The 15,163-nt window shown below is 68.7% G+C and carries 12 protein-coding genes; 3 read left to right on the top strand and 9 right to left on the bottom strand.

Annotated elements, in window-relative coordinates:
* Window positions 1–221: 221 nt before the first annotated feature.
* The 6 genes from K6V06_RS17615 to hrpA all read right to left on the bottom strand — a co-directional run bounded on the left by K6V06_RS17615 (window position 222) and on the right by hrpA (window position 9,364).
* Window positions 222–1,043: a molybdopterin-binding protein gene (locus tag K6V06_RS17615; protein ID WP_222245426.1), complete on the bottom strand. Its 822-nt coding sequence runs from the start codon at window positions 1,041–1,043 to the stop codon at window positions 222–224.
* Between the two features lie 73 nt (window positions 1,044–1,116).
* The gene (locus tag K6V06_RS17610; RefSeq protein ID WP_222245425.1) at window positions 1,117–2,001 is read right to left on the bottom strand and encodes an EI24 domain-containing protein; all 885 of its coding nucleotides are present in this window, start codon (window positions 1,999–2,001) and stop codon (window positions 1,117–1,119) included.
* Window positions 2,002–2,117: 116 nt separating this feature from the next.
* The gene (locus K6V06_RS17605) at window positions 2,118–3,095 is read right to left on the bottom strand and encodes a sterol desaturase family protein (protein WP_222245424.1); all 978 of its coding nucleotides are present in this window, start codon (window positions 3,093–3,095) and stop codon (window positions 2,118–2,120) included.
* The gene (locus K6V06_RS17600; protein ID WP_222245423.1) at window positions 3,092–4,039 is read right to left on the bottom strand and encodes a polysaccharide deacetylase family protein; all 948 of its coding nucleotides are present in this window, start codon (window positions 4,037–4,039) and stop codon (window positions 3,092–3,094) included. Before K6V06_RS17600 ends, K6V06_RS17605 begins: the two co-directional genes overlap by 4 nt.
* A gap of 21 nt (window positions 4,040–4,060) precedes the next feature.
* Complete coding sequence (locus K6V06_RS17595) at window positions 4,061–5,119, bottom strand: beta-propeller fold lactonase family protein (RefSeq protein WP_255581925.1); 1,059 nt, start codon at window positions 5,117–5,119, stop codon at window positions 4,061–4,063.
* Window positions 5,120–5,257: 138 nt separating this feature from the next.
* Window positions 5,258–9,364 carry an ATP-dependent RNA helicase HrpA gene (gene hrpA / locus K6V06_RS17590; RefSeq protein WP_222245422.1) on the bottom strand — a complete coding sequence of 1,369 codons (4,107 nt, stop codon included), beginning with the start codon at window positions 9,362–9,364 and terminating at the stop codon, window positions 5,258–5,260.
* 23 nt (window positions 9,365–9,387) lie between these two features.
* On the opposite strand from hrpA, the gene argA reads away from it, so the two are divergent.
* Together argA and K6V06_RS17580 are read left to right on the top strand one after the other, a co-directional pair.
* Window positions 9,388–10,917, top strand: a complete 1,530-nt coding sequence (argA, locus tag K6V06_RS17585) for an amino-acid N-acetyltransferase (RefSeq protein WP_255581924.1) — start codon at window positions 9,388–9,390, stop codon at window positions 10,915–10,917.
* A 146-nt stretch (window positions 10,918–11,063) separates the two neighbouring features.
* The gene (locus K6V06_RS17580) at window positions 11,064–11,336 is read left to right on the top strand and encodes an oxidative damage protection protein (protein WP_222245421.1); all 273 of its coding nucleotides are present in this window, start codon (window positions 11,064–11,066) and stop codon (window positions 11,334–11,336) included.
* Between the two features lie 202 nt (window positions 11,337–11,538).
* Here the strand turns inward: K6V06_RS17580 and rpiA are convergent, their stop codons facing one another.
* A complete protein-coding gene (rpiA, locus tag K6V06_RS17575) occupies window positions 11,539–12,231 on the bottom strand; it encodes a ribose-5-phosphate isomerase RpiA (protein ID WP_222245420.1) in 693 nt (230 codons plus the stop codon).
* A gap of 240 nt (window positions 12,232–12,471) precedes the next feature.
* Here rpiA and tal point away from each other — a divergent pair, with 240 nt between their 5' ends.
* Window positions 12,472–13,425, top strand: coding sequence for a transaldolase (gene tal / locus K6V06_RS17570; RefSeq protein ID WP_222245419.1), 954 nt, complete (start codon window positions 12,472–12,474; stop codon window positions 13,423–13,425).
* Here tal and K6V06_RS17565 read toward each other — a convergent pair.
* On the bottom strand, window positions 13,422–14,171 hold the full coding sequence (locus K6V06_RS17565; RefSeq protein ID WP_222245484.1) for an NAD-dependent deacylase: 750 nt from the start codon (window positions 14,169–14,171) through the stop codon (window positions 13,422–13,424). The genes tal and K6V06_RS17565 overlap by 4 nt on opposite strands.
* A 45-nt stretch (window positions 14,172–14,216) precedes the next feature.
* Window positions 14,217–14,966 (bottom strand): 23S rRNA (guanosine(2251)-2'-O)-methyltransferase RlmB, encoded by a 750-nt coding sequence (rlmB, locus tag K6V06_RS17560; protein WP_222245418.1) that lies wholly within the window; start codon window positions 14,964–14,966, stop codon window positions 14,217–14,219.
* Window positions 14,967–15,163 lie beyond the last annotated feature (197 nt).

The raw sequence follows: 15,163 nt of genomic DNA, 5'->3' as shown, positions 1-15,163 counted from the left end.
CTTGCGGAAAAACGCGCTGACGGCTTGCTCCCCTCGCCCGTTTGCGGGAGAGGGGTCGGGGGAGAGGGCAAGCGAGCGCTGGCCCCCCCCCCGACGCTGCCTGAAGACCAACCCCTCTCCCCGACCCTCTTCCCTTGAAGGAAAGAGGGGGAAACCCGAAGGCAATGGAAAGGCCGCCGGTTTGCTCCCCTCTTCCACAGGCGGGAGAGCGACTGGAAACCTCAGGCAGCGCCGCCCTGCACGGCTCCTTCCACCACCTCGAACCGCATCCCCACCACCCCATCGCGCAGCATCGCATACGCCGCGTCGACCGACGCCGCCGGGCCCTTGACGCCCAGGTCGATATGCCGGCGCGCATACAGCTCGCCGCGCTGGGCATCGCCCACCGAAGGCAGGCTAAAGACGCGGATGCCGGGGAACGCGGCCTCGACCGCCTCCATCAGCGGCGTCAGCGTCGACTCCGGCGCCTCGAACACCAGGAAGGAGCGCTCGGCCTGGGTATCGCGATGGAACAGGTGCGGGTACAGCGTATCGAGCACCCATTCCATCATCGGCCAGGCCATCACCGGAAAGCCGGGCATGAAGTGGTGGTCCGCCACCGAGAACCCGGGGATCCGGTTGTAGCTGTTGGGGATGATGCGCGCGCCGCGTGGAAACTCGCCCATCTTGAAGCGGTGCTGGTTCTCCGGCAGCATCAGGTCGGCCTTGGCCGGATCGTCGCCGGCCGTGTCGCGGATACGCTGGGCGATCAATGCCTCGGCTTCCGGATGCAGCGCCAGCGGGACGCCAAGCGCGGCAGCGGCGCACTGGCGGGTATGGTCGTCGGGCGTCGCGCCAATGCCGCCCGTGCAGAACACCACGTCCTGGCTGGCGAAGGTGCGGCGCAGGGTGGCGGTGATGCGCTCGCGGTCGTCGCCGACATACTCGGCCCAGTCCAGCGCCAGGCCCCGTTCGGCCAGCAGGGCGATGCAGCGGCGCAGGTGCTTGTCCTCGCGTCGTCCCGACAGAATCTCGTCGCCGATGACGATCAGCCCAAATCCCATGGTGTCCTCGCTTCAGTGTAGGGTCGTATCCGCAGGGTGCGATCGCGCAGGGGCCGAACTAGGCAAGGCCGGATCAGCGCGGCCCGGCACCGCCATCCTCGATGCGGCGCACGTCCGACGGCGCCAGCTCGATGATTTCGGGACCGGCGGCGGGCGACGGCGCGCCTCGCTCGGCACGCAGCCGCGCCAGCGCCAGCAGGCAATAGTGCCCGAACCACAGTGCCGAGAAGATGAAAATCAGCACGTAGAGCCACAGCGCGCCGGCCAGCACGAACGGAAACAGGAAGATGATCGCCGCCGAGGAGACCCACAGCAGCGTCGGCGCGGAGCCGAGCAGCCCCACCACCACCCCGATGGTCAGCAGCGAGGTGCGATGGCGGCGCATGATGATGCGGCGCTCGTCCGGGCTGGCATGCTCGGCGAGGGTGTCATAGGTCATGACCCGGTAGGTCAGCCAGCCCCACAGCAGCGGCGGAATCAGCGCGAAGAACGGCGGCACGAGCCATAGCGGCAGGGAGATCAACACCAGCAGCAGGAACACCACCGTGCTCGACACGCTGTGCCAGACGCTTCCCATCAGGCTGCCGCCCTTCGCCTTCGCCAGGTCGGGATAGGCGCGCTCGAGAAAGCGCACCGCGGCCGGCGCGGACCACACGCCGATGAACAGCAGCAGCGAGGCAACCGCCAGCGGAATCGTCACCGCGACCACGAACAGCGGCGCCACCACGGCCCGCAGCGACGACAGGCCGAGCCAGTCCAGCGCGCCATAGATCCAGCCGGTGAAGACCGAGGTCTGCAGCATCTGGCGGGCGGCGGTCATCACCGGGTCCCAGGTGAAATACAGAAGGCCGCCCCAGAACAGGGTGGCAAGCACGAAGGGAAGCACTGTCAGTGCCAGCATGCGGGGATGCAGCTGGCTGACCAGTGCCCGGATCAACGCGCGCAGGATGTCGTTCATGCGGATTCGAAGGAGTGGTCCTGGCAAGGGGACCCGGAGGGGCAACACCGTCCGGGGACGGACAGACTAGCACAGGCCGTGCCGGTGCCGCCACGCGGCGATCGGAGCGAGTCCTCTCAGGCCCGGTGCAGCAGCCGCTTGATGCCGTACCACTGCTGGCGCAGCAGCCCCCGCCCGTAGTCCCTGCCCCGGCCGTGCGGCGGCGCCAGCTGGTCGCGGATGCCAGTGGCGGCAAACCCGCTGCTGAACCGGGCGGTGCCGAACAGCATGTCCCACCACGGGAACAGCACCCCGTAGTTGCAGCCGCCCAGCCGCCCGACCTGCCCCGCCGCCTCATGCCCGATCCCGATCGCATGATGGGTACGGTGAAAGCGCGGCGACACCAGCAGACGCTCGCCGAGCCAGCCGAAATGCAGCCGCAGATTGCCGTGCTGCAGGCTTTCCATCAATTGCGACAGCGCCACCAGCAGCAGGTATTGCGACGGCTCGACGCCGATTGCCAGCGCGACCAGCGCAAACACGGTACTGCGCAGCATACCGTCCAGCAGATGGTTGCGGCTGTCGCTCCAGATCGTCATCTGGCGCTGGCTGTGATGCAGCGCATGCAGGCACCACCACCAGCGCACCGTATGCGAGAGCCGGTGATACCAGTAGTCGAGCAGATCGAACAGCAGCAGGTAGATCAGGAAGCTGACCAGCGGCACGCTGGTGACGCCCGGCCACCAGTCCTCCACATTGACGCGCTGCCAGCCGGCCAGATGGAGGGCGCCCTCGATCGAATCGATGAGCGGCGTCAGCGTGAAGAACATCGCCAGGCGAAACACCCCCAGCCGGTGGATCGCGGTATAGAGCATGTCGGTGCGGATCGCGGCGCGGTCGCTGATGGGTTCGACCGGACGCCAGCGCTCCAGCGGCGCCAGCACCAGCGCCATCACGGCCATCTGCACGAGGCCGACCACCAGCCATTCGGTGCCGGTGAAGGCATCCTCGGCATAGCCGCCCAGGCCGGCGGCGTAGACCACGGGCAGCACGGCATGCTGGAACAGCCAGCCCTCGAGACCGGCGATCCAGCCGTCGACGGTTTCCCAGATCATCGCTGCCTCCGCTGCATGGCCGGCGCGGCGGGGGCGGACGCCGCAGCGCCCTGCCCGGCCGCCGGCGCTGCAGACTGCTGCATCGATTCGGCGATGAACGCCTGGTAGGCCGGATGCTCGCGCAAGGTGGCAAAGCAGAATCCCTTGCGCCGCAAGCCCTGGATCAGCGGTTCCAGCACGGCCGGCGCCCACGGGTCCTGGCGCGACCAGATGCCCAGATGGGCCATCGCGATATCGCCATCGCGCAGGTCGCGCAGCGCGCGCGCGAGCAGGGCCGAATTGGGATAGCGCTCCGAGTCCAGCTCGTCGCCGAGGAAACCGGCCTGCGCCCAGCCCACGTGCCGGTAGCCGCAATGCCTCGCCCAGGCCAGCGTCTGCGCCGCGGTACGGCCGCCCGGCGCGCGCCACAGCGGCAGCGTGGTCGCGCCCGTCATCTGGCGCAGTGCCTGGCCGCTGCGATCGAGCTCCTCGCAGAAGGCCGCCTGGTCCATCGTCACGTCCTGCCCGGCCCGCGGACCGAATTGCGGCCGCACCACCACCTTGCCGCCGCGCGTGGTGCGCAGATAGGAATGGTGGAAGGTGTGCGTGCCGAAGTCGTGACCATCGGCCGCCAGCGCTCGCCAGTAAGGCGCCCACGACGGATCCAGCGCATGATCGCCACGCACCGTGCGCTCGTTGGCCAGGAAGAAGGTGGCGCGCACCTGCTGGCGTCGCAGCACGTCGGCGATCAGCTCGGCCTGGCTCATGCTGCCGGTGTCGAAGGTCAGGAACAGCGTGCCCGCCGAGCAGGCCGGCGGACCGGGCTGCGCCAGCGCGGAGGAAAGGTGCAAGGGCAGCAGGCAGACGGCGGCGATGGCAAGCCGGCACAGCGTCCGCGCCGCCGAACCGGCGTGCCGGCCACGGCGAGGGGGCGAGTCAGGTCGGGAATGGGCAGGATCGGCCATCGATGCTTGCGTCGGAGCGGATCAGTACAGCGGCGCCCGCGTCCGGAAATAGATACCGTGGGGAGAACGCCCCACGCGGATGGTCTTGATCAGTCGCCGGCTCGGCACGTCGATCACGCCGACGGCGCGGGCCCAGCGAAACGTCACCCACAGCGTCTTGCCGTCGGCGCTCAGTTCCATGTCGTCCGGACCCGGCGGCAGCCCGGTGATGTCGCCGACCTTGGACAGGCTCTGCTGATCGAGGATGCTGATGGTGCCGGCGACCCGGTTGGTCAGCAGCAGATGGCGCCGGTCCCCCAGCGCGCGGAAGTTGTGCGCGCCCTTGCCGGTCGGGATCTGCTTGACCACGGCACGGGTGCGCCAGTCGATCACCGCGACATAGTCGGCCCCGGTCATGCCAACCAGCAGGTGCTTCTGGTCGGGGGTCACCCAGATGCCGGCGGGCGCGGCGCCCGCTTCCATGCGCCACAGCAGCGACTGCGTGGTCAGGTCGATCGCGGCGATCTCGTTGGAGTCCTGCAGCGTGACGAACGCGATGCGGCTGTCGGCGGTAAAGGCGATATGCGACGGCGTGCGGCCCAGCGGCAGCTGGCGCGCGATCTTCAGCGCCTTGCCGTCCCAGCGGTACAGGTCGACCCGGTCCAGCCGGTTGCCGGTGACCACGAACCACTTCTGGTCGGGCGAGAAGCCGATGTGATACGGGTCGTCGATGTCCGGCACGCGCTGCTGGACCTGGCCGGTGACCGGGTCAAGGAACACCAGGTCGTTGCCGACGGCGTTGGCCACGATCAGCGCACGATCGTCCGGCGTATTGATCAGGTGATGCGGCTCCTTGCCGACCGGAAAGGTCTCCAGCACCTTGTGGCTGTCCTTGTCAATTAGAGTGACCGATGCATCACCTGAATTGAGCACCACGACGACTTCCGCGTGCGCCGCGGATACGCCCGTCAGCCCGGGCAACGCCAGGAGCAGGACGGTTGCCAGACGGGCAAGGACAGCGGGCCTGGCGACGGCGGCGGCGGCGGCGGTGGCAGAGGCGGTGGCAACAGCGGCCGCAATAGCGCGACGCAGGGCAAGCATGGCGGAAAACCGGCGAGAAAGTGGGATCGGGAACCGAAACTGGCACCCCTGCCGCACGGCGGCCGCGGGGTCAGGCATTCTAACGTCGCACCTGCCCTTTCCGATGACCGGCTGCGCCAAAACGGTGAAACCGGGGGCCTACCGTTGCATTGACTCCCACACCTTCTGCAGACGCTTGACAGACATCGGAACCGGCGTTCGCAATTCCTGCGCAAACAGGGCGATGCGCAGCTCCTCGAGCATCCAGCGGAATTCCTCCAGCCGGGCGTCCTCGACCCCGCGCCCCTGCGAGCGCCGCTGCTTCTCGGCGCGCTGCCACTGCTGCAGCAGCGGCGCCATTTCCTGCATGCGCTGGCTGTCGCGCCCCGGATCGCCCTTGAGCTTGTCGATCCGCATCGCGATGCCCTTCAGATAGCGCGGGAAATGCACCAGCCGGTCATAGGGGGTCTCGGCAAGGAAATGCTTGCCCATCAGCTCGCCCAGCTGCCCCTGCATGTCGGCGTGGGCGGCGGCGAACGGCTTGGCCTGCAGCAGCTTGCGCGGTAGCCCGGCGTATTCGGCGAGGATGGTACCCGCCAGCCGGGCGATCTCCTGCGCCAGCAGGCTCAACCGCGCCCGGCCCTCCTCCTTGCGCGTGGCGAACTCGGCGTCGTTGCGCGGCAGCGGCGCCTGCATGCAGGCGCGCTCCAGCGCCAGCGTCACGATCTGGTCGCGCAGCATCTCCTGGGTGCCCAGCGTCATGTACTGCATCGCCATCTGCGACAGGCCGGGGATGTTCTTCTGCACGAACTTGACCTGCTCGCGCAACTGCAGCGCGAACAGGCGCCGCAGGCCGGCATGGTGGATCCGCTCGGCTTCCTGCGGGTCGTCGAACACCTCGACCTCGCAATGCGTGTCGCGGTCGACCAGCGCGGGGTAGCCGAACAGCGTCCGGTTGCCCTTGCGGATTTCCAGCAGCTCGGGCAGTTCGCCGAAGCTCCAGCCGGTCAGGTTCTCGTACTGGCCGGCCTCGGCGACCGGCGCCTCGCGCGCGACCAGCGTCTGGAACGACTGTTGCGCCTGCCCGCCCAGCTCGGCGCGAAGCTGCGCCAGGTTGCGGCCCATTTCCAGCTGGCGGCCATGCTCGTCGACGACCTTGAAGTTCATCGCATGGTGGGCCGGCAGCGTCTCCAGCTTGAAGTCCGCCCGCCGCACCATGGTGCCGGTCTGCTCGCGGATGTCGCCGATCAGCACGTCGATCAGCTCGCCTTCGCCGAACGGGTGCCGCTCGACAAACCCGGCCGCATAGTCGGGCAGCGGCACGCAATGGCGGCGCAGCTTCTGCGGCAGCGACTTGAGCAGCAGGTGCACCTTCTCGCGGATCATGCCCGGCACCAGCCAGTCGCTGCGCTCGGGCCGCACCTGGTTCAGCGCGAACAGCGGCACGGTGAGCGTCACGCCATCGCGCGGGCTGCCCGGCTCGAAGTGGTAGGCCAGCGCCATGTCGACCCCCGCCACCTGCATCGTCCTGGGGAACAGGTCGGTGGTGATGCCCGCCGCCTCGTGCCGCATCAGCTCTTCGCGGCTCAGGTACAGCAGCTTGCGCTCGCGCGCGCTCTCGCGCTGGTACCACTGCTCGAAATGGACCTGCTGATGGATGTCGGCCGGAATCTGCCGTTCGTAGAAGGCGTAGATCAGCTCGTCGTCGACCAGCACGTCCTGCCGGCGCGACTTGTGTTCAAGGTTCTCGATCTCGCGCACCAGCCGCTGGTTGTGGGCGAAGAACGGCAGCTTCGTGTCGAACTCGCCCTCGACCAGTGCCCGGCGAATGAAGATCTCGCGCGCCTCCCGCGGATTCATCGGACCGAAATGCACGCGCCGGTGCTGGTACACCGTCAGCCCGTACACCGTGCCGCGCTCCAGCGCGATGACCTGTCCGGCCTTCTTTTCCCAGTGCGGCTCGCTCCAGTTCTTGCGCAGCAGATGCCCGCCGATCTGCTCGATCCATTCGGGCTCGATCCGCGCAAGCGTGCGGGCGAACAGCCGGCTGGTTTCCACCAGCTCGGCCGCCATCAGCCAGCGGCCCATCTTGCGCGCCACCAGCGAGCCCGGCCACAGGTGGAACTTGATGCCGCGCGCGCCCAGGTACTCGCGGCCGCGACTGTCGCCGTCGTCGATCTTCTGGCCGATGTTGCCCAGCAACCCGGTCAACAGCGCCTTGTGCACCTGCTCGTAGGTCGGTTCGCTCTCGTTCAGCTTCCAGCCCTGCTCGGCAACCGTGGTCAGCAGCTGCGAATGGACGTCGCGCCATTCGCGCAGCCGCACGTGCGACAGGAAGTTGGCGCGGCACTGGTCCTGCAGCTGGCGGTTGCTCTTCTTGTGCGCGACCGCCTCCTCGAACCACTTCCACAGCTTCACCCAGCCGAGGAACTCGGAACGTTCGTCCATGAACTTGCGATGCGCCTGGTCGGCGGCTTCCTGCGCTTCCTGCGGCCGGTCGCGCGGGTCCTGCACCGACAGCGCGCTGGCGATGATCAGCACTTCGCGCAGGCAATGCTGGTCGCGCGCGGCCAGGATCATGCGCGCCACGCGCGGATCGAGCGGCAGGCGCGCCAGTTGCCGGCCGGTCGCGGTCAGCTCGTTGGCATCATCCACGCCCCCCAGCTCCTGCAGCAGCTGGTAGCCGTCCGCAATCGCCCGGCCCGGCGGCGGCTCGATGAACGGGAACGCCTCGATCGCGGTCAGCCGCAGCGCCTTCATGCGCAGGATCACCGCGGCCAGCGACGAGCGCAGGATTTCCGGGTCGGTGAAGCGCGGCCGGCTGGCGAAGTCCGCTTCGTCGTAGAGCCGGATGCAGACACCGTCGGCCACGCGGCCGCAGCGGCCCGCACGCTGGTTGGCCGCTGCCTGCGAGATCGGCTCGATCTGCAGCTGCTCGACCTTGTTCCGATACGAATAGCGCTTGACCCGCGCCAGTCCGGTATCGACCACATAGCGGATACCCGGCACCGTCAGCGAGGTTTCCGCGACGTTGGTGGCCAGCACGATGCGACGCGCGCCGGCCGGGCGGAACACGCGCTCCTGCTCCTGCACCGACAGCCGCGCAAACAGCGGCAGGATCTCGGTGTGCGGCGGATGGTGCTTGCGCAGCGCCTCGGCAGCCTCGCGAATCTCGCGCTCGCCGGGCAGGAACACCAGCACGTCGCCGGGACCGAGCCGGCACTGTTCCTCGACCGCATCGACAATGCCGTCGTACAGGTCGCGCTCGTCCTTGCGCGCGTCTTTGCGACCCTCGCCGCGCCCTTCCGACGCGGCGCCCTGCCGTGGCGCGCGGTCGTCCTGGATCGGACGGTAGCGGATCTCCACCGGGTACAGCCGCCCGCTGACCTCGATCACCGGCGCCGGCCCCCTGGCGGAGGCGAAATGCTCGGCGAAGCGCTGCGCATCGATGGTGGCCGAGGTCACGATCAGCTTCAGGTCCGGCCGGCGCGGCAGGATTTCCTTCAGGTATCCCAGCAGGAAATCGATGTTCAGGCTGCGCTCGTGGGCCTCGTCGATGATGATGGTGTCGTAGGCGCGCAGCAGCGGATCGTTCTGCGTCTCGGCGAGCAGAATGCCGTCGGTCATCAGCTTGACCGAGGCTCCCGGCGACATGGTGTCATTGAAGCGCACCTGGTAGCCGACATGCTCGCCAACCGGCGAGCCCAGTTCCTGGGCGATCCGCTTGGCCGTCGAGGTGGCGGCGATCCGCCGCGGCTGGGTATGGCCGATCAGCCCGCCCTGCCCGGCTCGCTCGCCGCTGCCCGGCCCGCGCCCGATCGACAGGCAGATCTTGGGCAGTTGCGTGGTCTTGCCGGAGCCGGTCTCGCCGGACACGATGACCACCTGGTTGGCAAGCAGCGCTCGGGCGATCTCGTCACGGCGCGCGGAGACCGGCAGCGCCTCGGGGAAGGTAATCGGCGGCAGCGGATTGACCACGCGCGGCCGCGCCGGCGCATTGCGGCGGCGGCCTTCGCCGGCCGGCGGACGCACGGGGGCTGCCGGCCGCGATGCCGACGCGGTACCGGCATTGCCGGGGTCGTTGGAAGCGGCCTGGGAGGACGTCGTGGACGGCCGCACCGAGGGTGGTACGGATGCCGGCGAATCGCCGGACGCGGATGCGCCGGCGGACGAGCTTGCGGAAGACGGGCCCGGCCTGCGCGGCCGGCGCCGTTGACCCGGCGCGCCATCACGCGGCGCGGGCCGGTTGGAGCGGTGTTCTGACATTGGCGGGGATTATAATCCGCGCCATGAAAGACCGAACCGCCTCATCCCTGCCCTCGTCCGACGCCGCCGCCATTCCCAGAAGCGGCCCCGAGGGCGTCCCCGAAAGCGGCCCCGCCAGCGGCGCCACTGCCGCCGGCCCGATCCATTCCGCCCTGCCGGCCGAGGACACCTCGGCGCTGCCGCCGGCCACCGTTGCCGCGCGGCAGGTCGCGGACGTGGCGGTGCCGGAGCGCGCGGCCAATGGCCCGGACCAGCAACAGTTCGTCGACTGGCTGCGCGCGGTCGCCCCCTACATCCATGCCTTCCGCGGCAAGACCTTCGTCATCGCCTTCGCCGGCGAGCTCGTCAAGGCCGGCATGCTGAACGCACTGGTCAACGACGTCGCGCTGCTGCACGCGATGGGCATGCAGATCGTGCTGGTGCACGGCTCGCGCCCGCAGGTCGAGGAGCAACTGGCGCTGCGGCAGGTCGAATCGCGCTTCGTCGAAGGCGTGCGCATCACCGACAACGCGGCGCTGGAATGCGCCAAGGAAGCCGCCGGCGAATTGCGGCTGGATATCGAAGCGGCCTTCAGCCAGGGGCTGCCGAACACGCCGATGGCCGGCGCGCAACTGTCGGTGGTGTCGGGCAACTTCGTCACCGCGCGGCCGGTGGGCATCGTCGAGGGCACGGACTACCAGCACACCGGGCTGGTGCGCAAGATCGATGCGGAATCGGTACGCATGTCGCTGCAGCACGGCAAGATCGTGCTGCTGTCGCCGCTGGGCTTCTCGCCCACCGGACAGGCGTTCAACCTGTCGATGGAAGACGTCGCCAGCGCCACCGCCATCGCGCTGAAGGCCGACAAGCTGATCTTCATCACCGAGGTGCCAGGCGTGATGGACGCGGTGGGCAAGCTGCTGCCGGAAATGTCGATGCGCGTGGCGGTCGAGCGCCTGCAGAACAACCATCTGCCGCCGGACGTGGCGGTCTACCTGCAGCATCTGGTCAAGGCGCTCAAGGGCGGCGTGCCGCGCGCGCACCTGATTCCCTTCGCGCTGGACGGCTCGGTGCTGCTGGAGCTGTTCCTGCACGACGGCGTCGGCACCATGGTGGCGGACATCGACCTGGAGAGCCTGCGCGAAGCCACGCTGGACGACGTCGGCGCCATCGTGCAGCTGATCGCGCCGCTGGAGCAGGACGGCACGCTGGTGCCGCGCGGTCGCCATCTGATCGAGCGCGACATCGGCAACTTCTCGGTAATCGAGCACGACGGCGTGCTGTTCGGCTGCGCCGCGCTCTACCCCTACCCGCGCGAAGGCATGGCGGAAATGGCGTGTCTTACGGTATCGCCCGAAGCGCAGGGCACCGGCGACGGCGAGCGGCTGCTCAAGCGGATCGAGCGCCGCGCCCGCGCGCTGGGGCTGGACCGGCTGTTCGTGCTGACGACCCGCACCGAGCACTGGTTCCTCAAGCGCGGCTTCGTGCGCGCGGGCGTGGACGATCTGCCCGAGGACAAGCGCAAGCTGTACAACTGGCAGCGCAAGTCGATGGTACTGATGAAGAAGCTGTAAGGGTTGTGGGGGTGCCGCCCTCGCGCCGGGGCGCTTCGCTACAATAGCGGCCAGTCCCGCGGCCCGCGCAGCACGGCGCCGCGGCCGATGCGCGCAGCGCCCTTGCACCGCGCTGCCGCTCGCCCACGATTACAAGGAGTTCCCCCATGGCCCGCATGGTCCAATGCGTCAAGCTCAACAAGGAAGCCGAAGGGCTCGACTTTCCCCCGCTGCCCGGCGAACTGGGCAAGAAGATCTGGCAGAACGTGTCGAAGGAAGCCTGGGCTGGCTGGCTCAAGCACCAGACCATGCTGATCAACGAGAACCGGCTGAACATGGCCGACCCGCGTGCGCGCCAGTATCTGCTCAAGCAGACCGAGAAGTATTTCTTCGGCGAAGGCGCCGATCAGGCGGCAGGGTACGTACCGCCGCAGGCCTGACAGGCCTTGTCCGGGGGCGTGGCAAGCGCGCGTTGCCCTCTCCCCGGCCCCTCTCCCGCAAGCGGGCGAGGGGAGAAAAACAGTGGCCCTCATACGCTGCCGGATTGCTCCCCTCTCCCGCCCTGCGGGAGAGGGGCCGGGGGAGAGGGCAACGGCACGCAACGTGCCACTGCCGTCCCCCCCGTGCAGCTGTCAGCCCGACTTACCGCGTAAAGTCCCTGCGCTCTACCCCATCCGCCTTGCCCAGCAGCAGCACATCCGCGCCCCGCAGCGCGAACAGCCCCACCGTCACTACGCCCGGAATCTGATTGACCTGCTGCTCCAGTCCCTTGGGGTCGCGGATCTGCAGGCCAGCCACATCGAGAATCACATTGCCGTTGTCGGTGGTGTAGATCCCGCCTTCCTTGTTCATGCGCAGCCGCGGTTGCCCGCCCAGCGCCGCCAGCTGGCGCGCCACTGCCGCGCGCGCCATCGGCACGACTTCCACAGGCAGCGGAAACTGGCCCATCGTCTGGACCAGCTTGCTGCCGTCCGCGATGCAGACAAAGCGGCTGGCCACGGAGGCGACGATCTTCTCGCGCGTGAGCGCCCCGCCGCCGCCCTTGATCATCGCGCCGCTGGCGTCGATCTCGTCGGCGCCGTCCACATACACCGGAATGTCGTCGACTTCGTTCAGGTCCAGCACCTTGAAGCCGTGCTGCTGCAGCCGCCGGGTCGATGCCTCCGAGCTGGACACGGCGCCGGCGAAGCGGTCCTTGAAGGCCGCCACCGCGTCGATGAACAGGTTGGCGGTCGAGCCGGTCCCCACGCCGAGCACCGCGCCGGCTGGCACTTCCTTCTCGACATAGTCAGCGGCAGCCTGGGCCACCAGCGCCTTCAGTTCGTCCTGGGTCATTTCAATGCCTGTATCAAGATCGTTCAGCAAACCGCGAGTGTACCGGATCGCCTCTGCCGGCCGCGCACCCGCTTCTAGATGGTATGCCGCCGCACGGGACTGCCCCGAAGCGGCGGGTACAATGGCCTTGCGCCCGTGGCACACGGCAGGGCGCGCTCCTCGAACGACCGCCGTTGGCGGCACATCCAGAGCCCGTCCTCGCCAGGCAGGGACAGGTCACAAGGCAACGTGCAATCCATCATGAACCAGCTAGAGCAACTGAAGCAGTTCACTACCGTGGTGGCCGATACCGGCGATTTCCAGCTGATGAAGCAGTACACGCCGCAGGACGCCACCACCAACCCCTCGCTGATCCTGAAGGCGGTGCAGAAGGCCGAGTACCGGCCGCTGCTGGAACAGGCCGTGCGCGAGCAGCACGGCAACGGCACCGACGCCGTGATGGATGCGCTGCTGATCGCCTTCGGCGCCGAGATCCTGAAGATCGTGCCGGGGCGCGTCTCCACCGAGGTCGACGCCCGGCTCTCGTTCGATACCGACGCGACGGTGGCCAAGGCGCGCCATCTGATCGCGCTGTACGAGCAGCGCGGCATCGCCCGCGAGCGGGTGCTGATCAAGATCGCATCGACGTGGGAAGGGATTCGCGCCGCCGAAGTGCTGCAGCGCGACGGCATCCGCTGCAACATGACGCTGCTGTTCGCGCTGGTGCAGGCTGCCGCCTGCGCGGAAGCGGGCGCGCAGCTGATCTCGCCTTTCGTGGGCCGCATCCTGGACTGGCACCGCAAGCAGGCCGGTGACCAGTGGGATGCCGAGGCGCACCGCGGCGCGGCCGACCCGGGCGTGCGCTCGGTGTCGCAGATCTATGCCTACTACAAGCAGTACGGCTATGCCACCGAGGTGATGGGTGCGAGCTTCCGCAATGTGGACCAGATCCTGTCGCTGGCTGGCTGCGATCTGCTGACCATCAGTCCGGAATTGCTGGAGCAGCTGGCCGCCGGCAATGGCGACGTGGCGCGGCAGCTGTCGCCGGACAATGCCGGGCGCGATCCGCAGCCGCGCGTGGCGGTGGACGAGGCGTCGTTCCGCTGGCAATTGAACGAGGACGCGATGGCGACGGAGAAGCTCGCCGAAGGCATCCGTGCCTTCGCCGCCGACGCAATCAAGCTGGAAGCGCTGATCGCCCGGGTGGATCGCTAGGCGGAAGCGGCCCCGACCGGCAGCAGCATCGGCAGGCACTGCCCTGCCGGCGCCTGCAGCACCAGGTCGGCGGTGGCGTCCAGCGCGGACGGCTGAGGATTGATGACGATCACGCCGGCGCCGTTGTCGCGCGCGACGCCCGGCAGCGCCGCTGCCGGATAGACCATGCCCGAGGTGCCGACCACCAGGCACAAGTCGCACTGCTCGGCGGCATGCTCGGCGCGATAGCGCGCCACGCGCGGCAGCTCTTCGCCGAACCACACTACCCCAGGGCGCATCAGCGCGCCGCAATGGACGCAGCGGGGCGGACGGCCGCCATCGTCCGGCGCCGCCTCGCAGCGCCCGCATCCGTCCAGCCATTTGTTGGCGAACAGATTGCCATGCAACTCGATCACGTCGGAACTGCCGGCGCGCTGGTGCAAGCCGTCGACATTCTGCGTGACCAGCGTGACTTGCCGCAGCGCCGCCAGCCGGGCCACCGCGACGTGCCCCGGGTTGGGTTGCACGGCGGCAACCAGTTCACGGCGATGCTCGTACCAGTCCCAGACCAGCTGCGGCTGCCGCCGGAACGCCTCCTCGGTAGCCAGCTCCTCGGGGTCGAAGCGGGCCCACAGGCCCGTCAACGCATCGCGAAAGGTCGGCACGCCGGACTCGGCGGAGATGCCGGCGCCGGTCAGCACGAGGATATGACGGGCGGCCTCGATGCGCTGCCGCGCGTCGGCGAGCAGGGCGGCGTCGATCAGCATCGGCGGACCTGCATGCGCTTCATCCATGCCCCTTGCCCATGCGCCTCAGCCACGCGCCGGCACCCGGCGCTGGCGCACCGCTTCATACAGCGACACGCCGCTGGCGACCGACACGTTCAGGCTCTCGACGCCGCCGGCCATCGGCAGGCTGACCAGTTCGTCGCAGGTGTCGCGCGTCAGCCGGCGCATGCCTTCGCCTTCCGCGCCCATCACCAGCGCCACCGGCCCGGTCAGGTCCACATCGTAGATGGTGCGTTCCGCGGCATCGTCGGTGCCGATCACCCAGATGCCGCGCTCCTGCAGCGTGCGCAGCGCGCGGGCCAGATTGGTCACGGTCAGATAGGGAACGGTCTCGGCCGCGCCGCTGGCCACCTTGGCCACCGTCGCGTTCAGGCCGACGCTGCGGTCCTTGGGGGCGATCACGGCATGCGCGCCGGCACCGTCGGCCACGCGCAGGCAGGCGCCGAGGTTATGCGGATCGGTCACGCCGTCCAGCACCAGCAGCAATGGCTTGCCTTCGATGCCGTCCAGCAGTTCGTCCAGGTTCAATGCAAGGGACACATCCTCGGCGCGGGCGACCACGCCCTGGTGCCGATCGGTGCCGGCCATCCCGCGCAGGCGGTCGGCATCGACGGGGTGCAGGCGCACGCCCAGACCTTCGGCCATCCGGATGAAGTCCTGCATGCGGCGGTCGCGGCGCGAGGCCTCGACGTAGACATCGCTGACGCCGGCCGCATTCTGGCGCAGTCGCGCCGTGACGGCGTGAAAGCCGATCAGAAGTTTTTGTTTTGCCATGGCGGGATTGTACCCGCGTGCGGGGCGTGCTCTGGCGGCCGAAGCATCGCGCCGGCATTGCCCTCTCCCGCGGCCCCTTGTATGTCGCACAATTCGTCCTGGACGCCCCAGATCGATGGCCCCATGCTCTGAGCGCGAGCTCAAGTTCGAGGGAGAGCGAGGATCGGGGCGTCCATTCTTGGTAGCGTTCAGCCTAA

It is taken from the genome of Cupriavidus sp. AU9028, from assembly GCF_019795295.1.
Classification (GTDB): domain Bacteria; phylum Pseudomonadota; class Gammaproteobacteria; order Burkholderiales; family Burkholderiaceae; genus Cupriavidus.
The sequence above is the reverse complement of the archived record's forward strand: the minus strand, read 5'-3'. Positions and strand labels throughout refer to the sequence as shown.

Coding starts and splice junctions, on each gene's coding strand:
- K6V06_RS17615 (WP_222245426.1), bottom strand. CDS start 1,043: ATGGGATTTGGGCTGATCGTCATCGGCGACGAGATTCTGTCGGGACGA.
- K6V06_RS17610 (WP_222245425.1), bottom strand. CDS start 2,001: ATGAACGACATCCTGCGCGCGTTGATCCGGGCACTGGTCAGCCAGCTG.
- K6V06_RS17605 (WP_222245424.1), bottom strand. CDS start 3,095: ATGATCTGGGAAACCGTCGACGGCTGGATCGCCGGTCTCGAGGGCTGG.
- K6V06_RS17600 (WP_222245423.1), bottom strand. CDS start 4,039: ATGGCCGATCCTGCCCATTCCCGACCTGACTCGCCCCCTCGCCGTGGC.
- K6V06_RS17595 (WP_255581925.1), bottom strand. CDS start 5,119: ATGCTTGCCCTGCGTCGCGCTATTGCGGCCGCTGTTGCCACCGCCTCT.
- hrpA (WP_222245422.1), bottom strand. CDS start 9,364: ATGTCAGAACACCGCTCCAACCGGCCCGCGCCGCGTGATGGCGCGCCG.
- argA (WP_255581924.1), top strand. CDS start 9,388: ATGAAAGACCGAACCGCCTCATCCCTGCCCTCGTCCGACGCCGCCGCC.
- K6V06_RS17580 (WP_222245421.1), top strand. CDS start 11,064: ATGGCCCGCATGGTCCAATGCGTCAAGCTCAACAAGGAAGCCGAAGGG.
- rpiA (WP_222245420.1), bottom strand. CDS start 12,231: ATGACCCAGGACGAACTGAAGGCGCTGGTGGCCCAGGCTGCCGCTGAC.
- tal (WP_222245419.1), top strand. CDS start 12,472: ATGAACCAGCTAGAGCAACTGAAGCAGTTCACTACCGTGGTGGCCGAT.
- K6V06_RS17565 (WP_222245484.1), bottom strand. CDS start 14,171: ATGCTGATCGACGCCGCCCTGCTCGCCGACGCGCGGCAGCGCATCGAG.
- rlmB (WP_222245418.1), bottom strand. CDS start 14,966: ATGGCAAAACAAAAACTTCTGATCGGCTTTCACGCCGTCACGGCGCGA.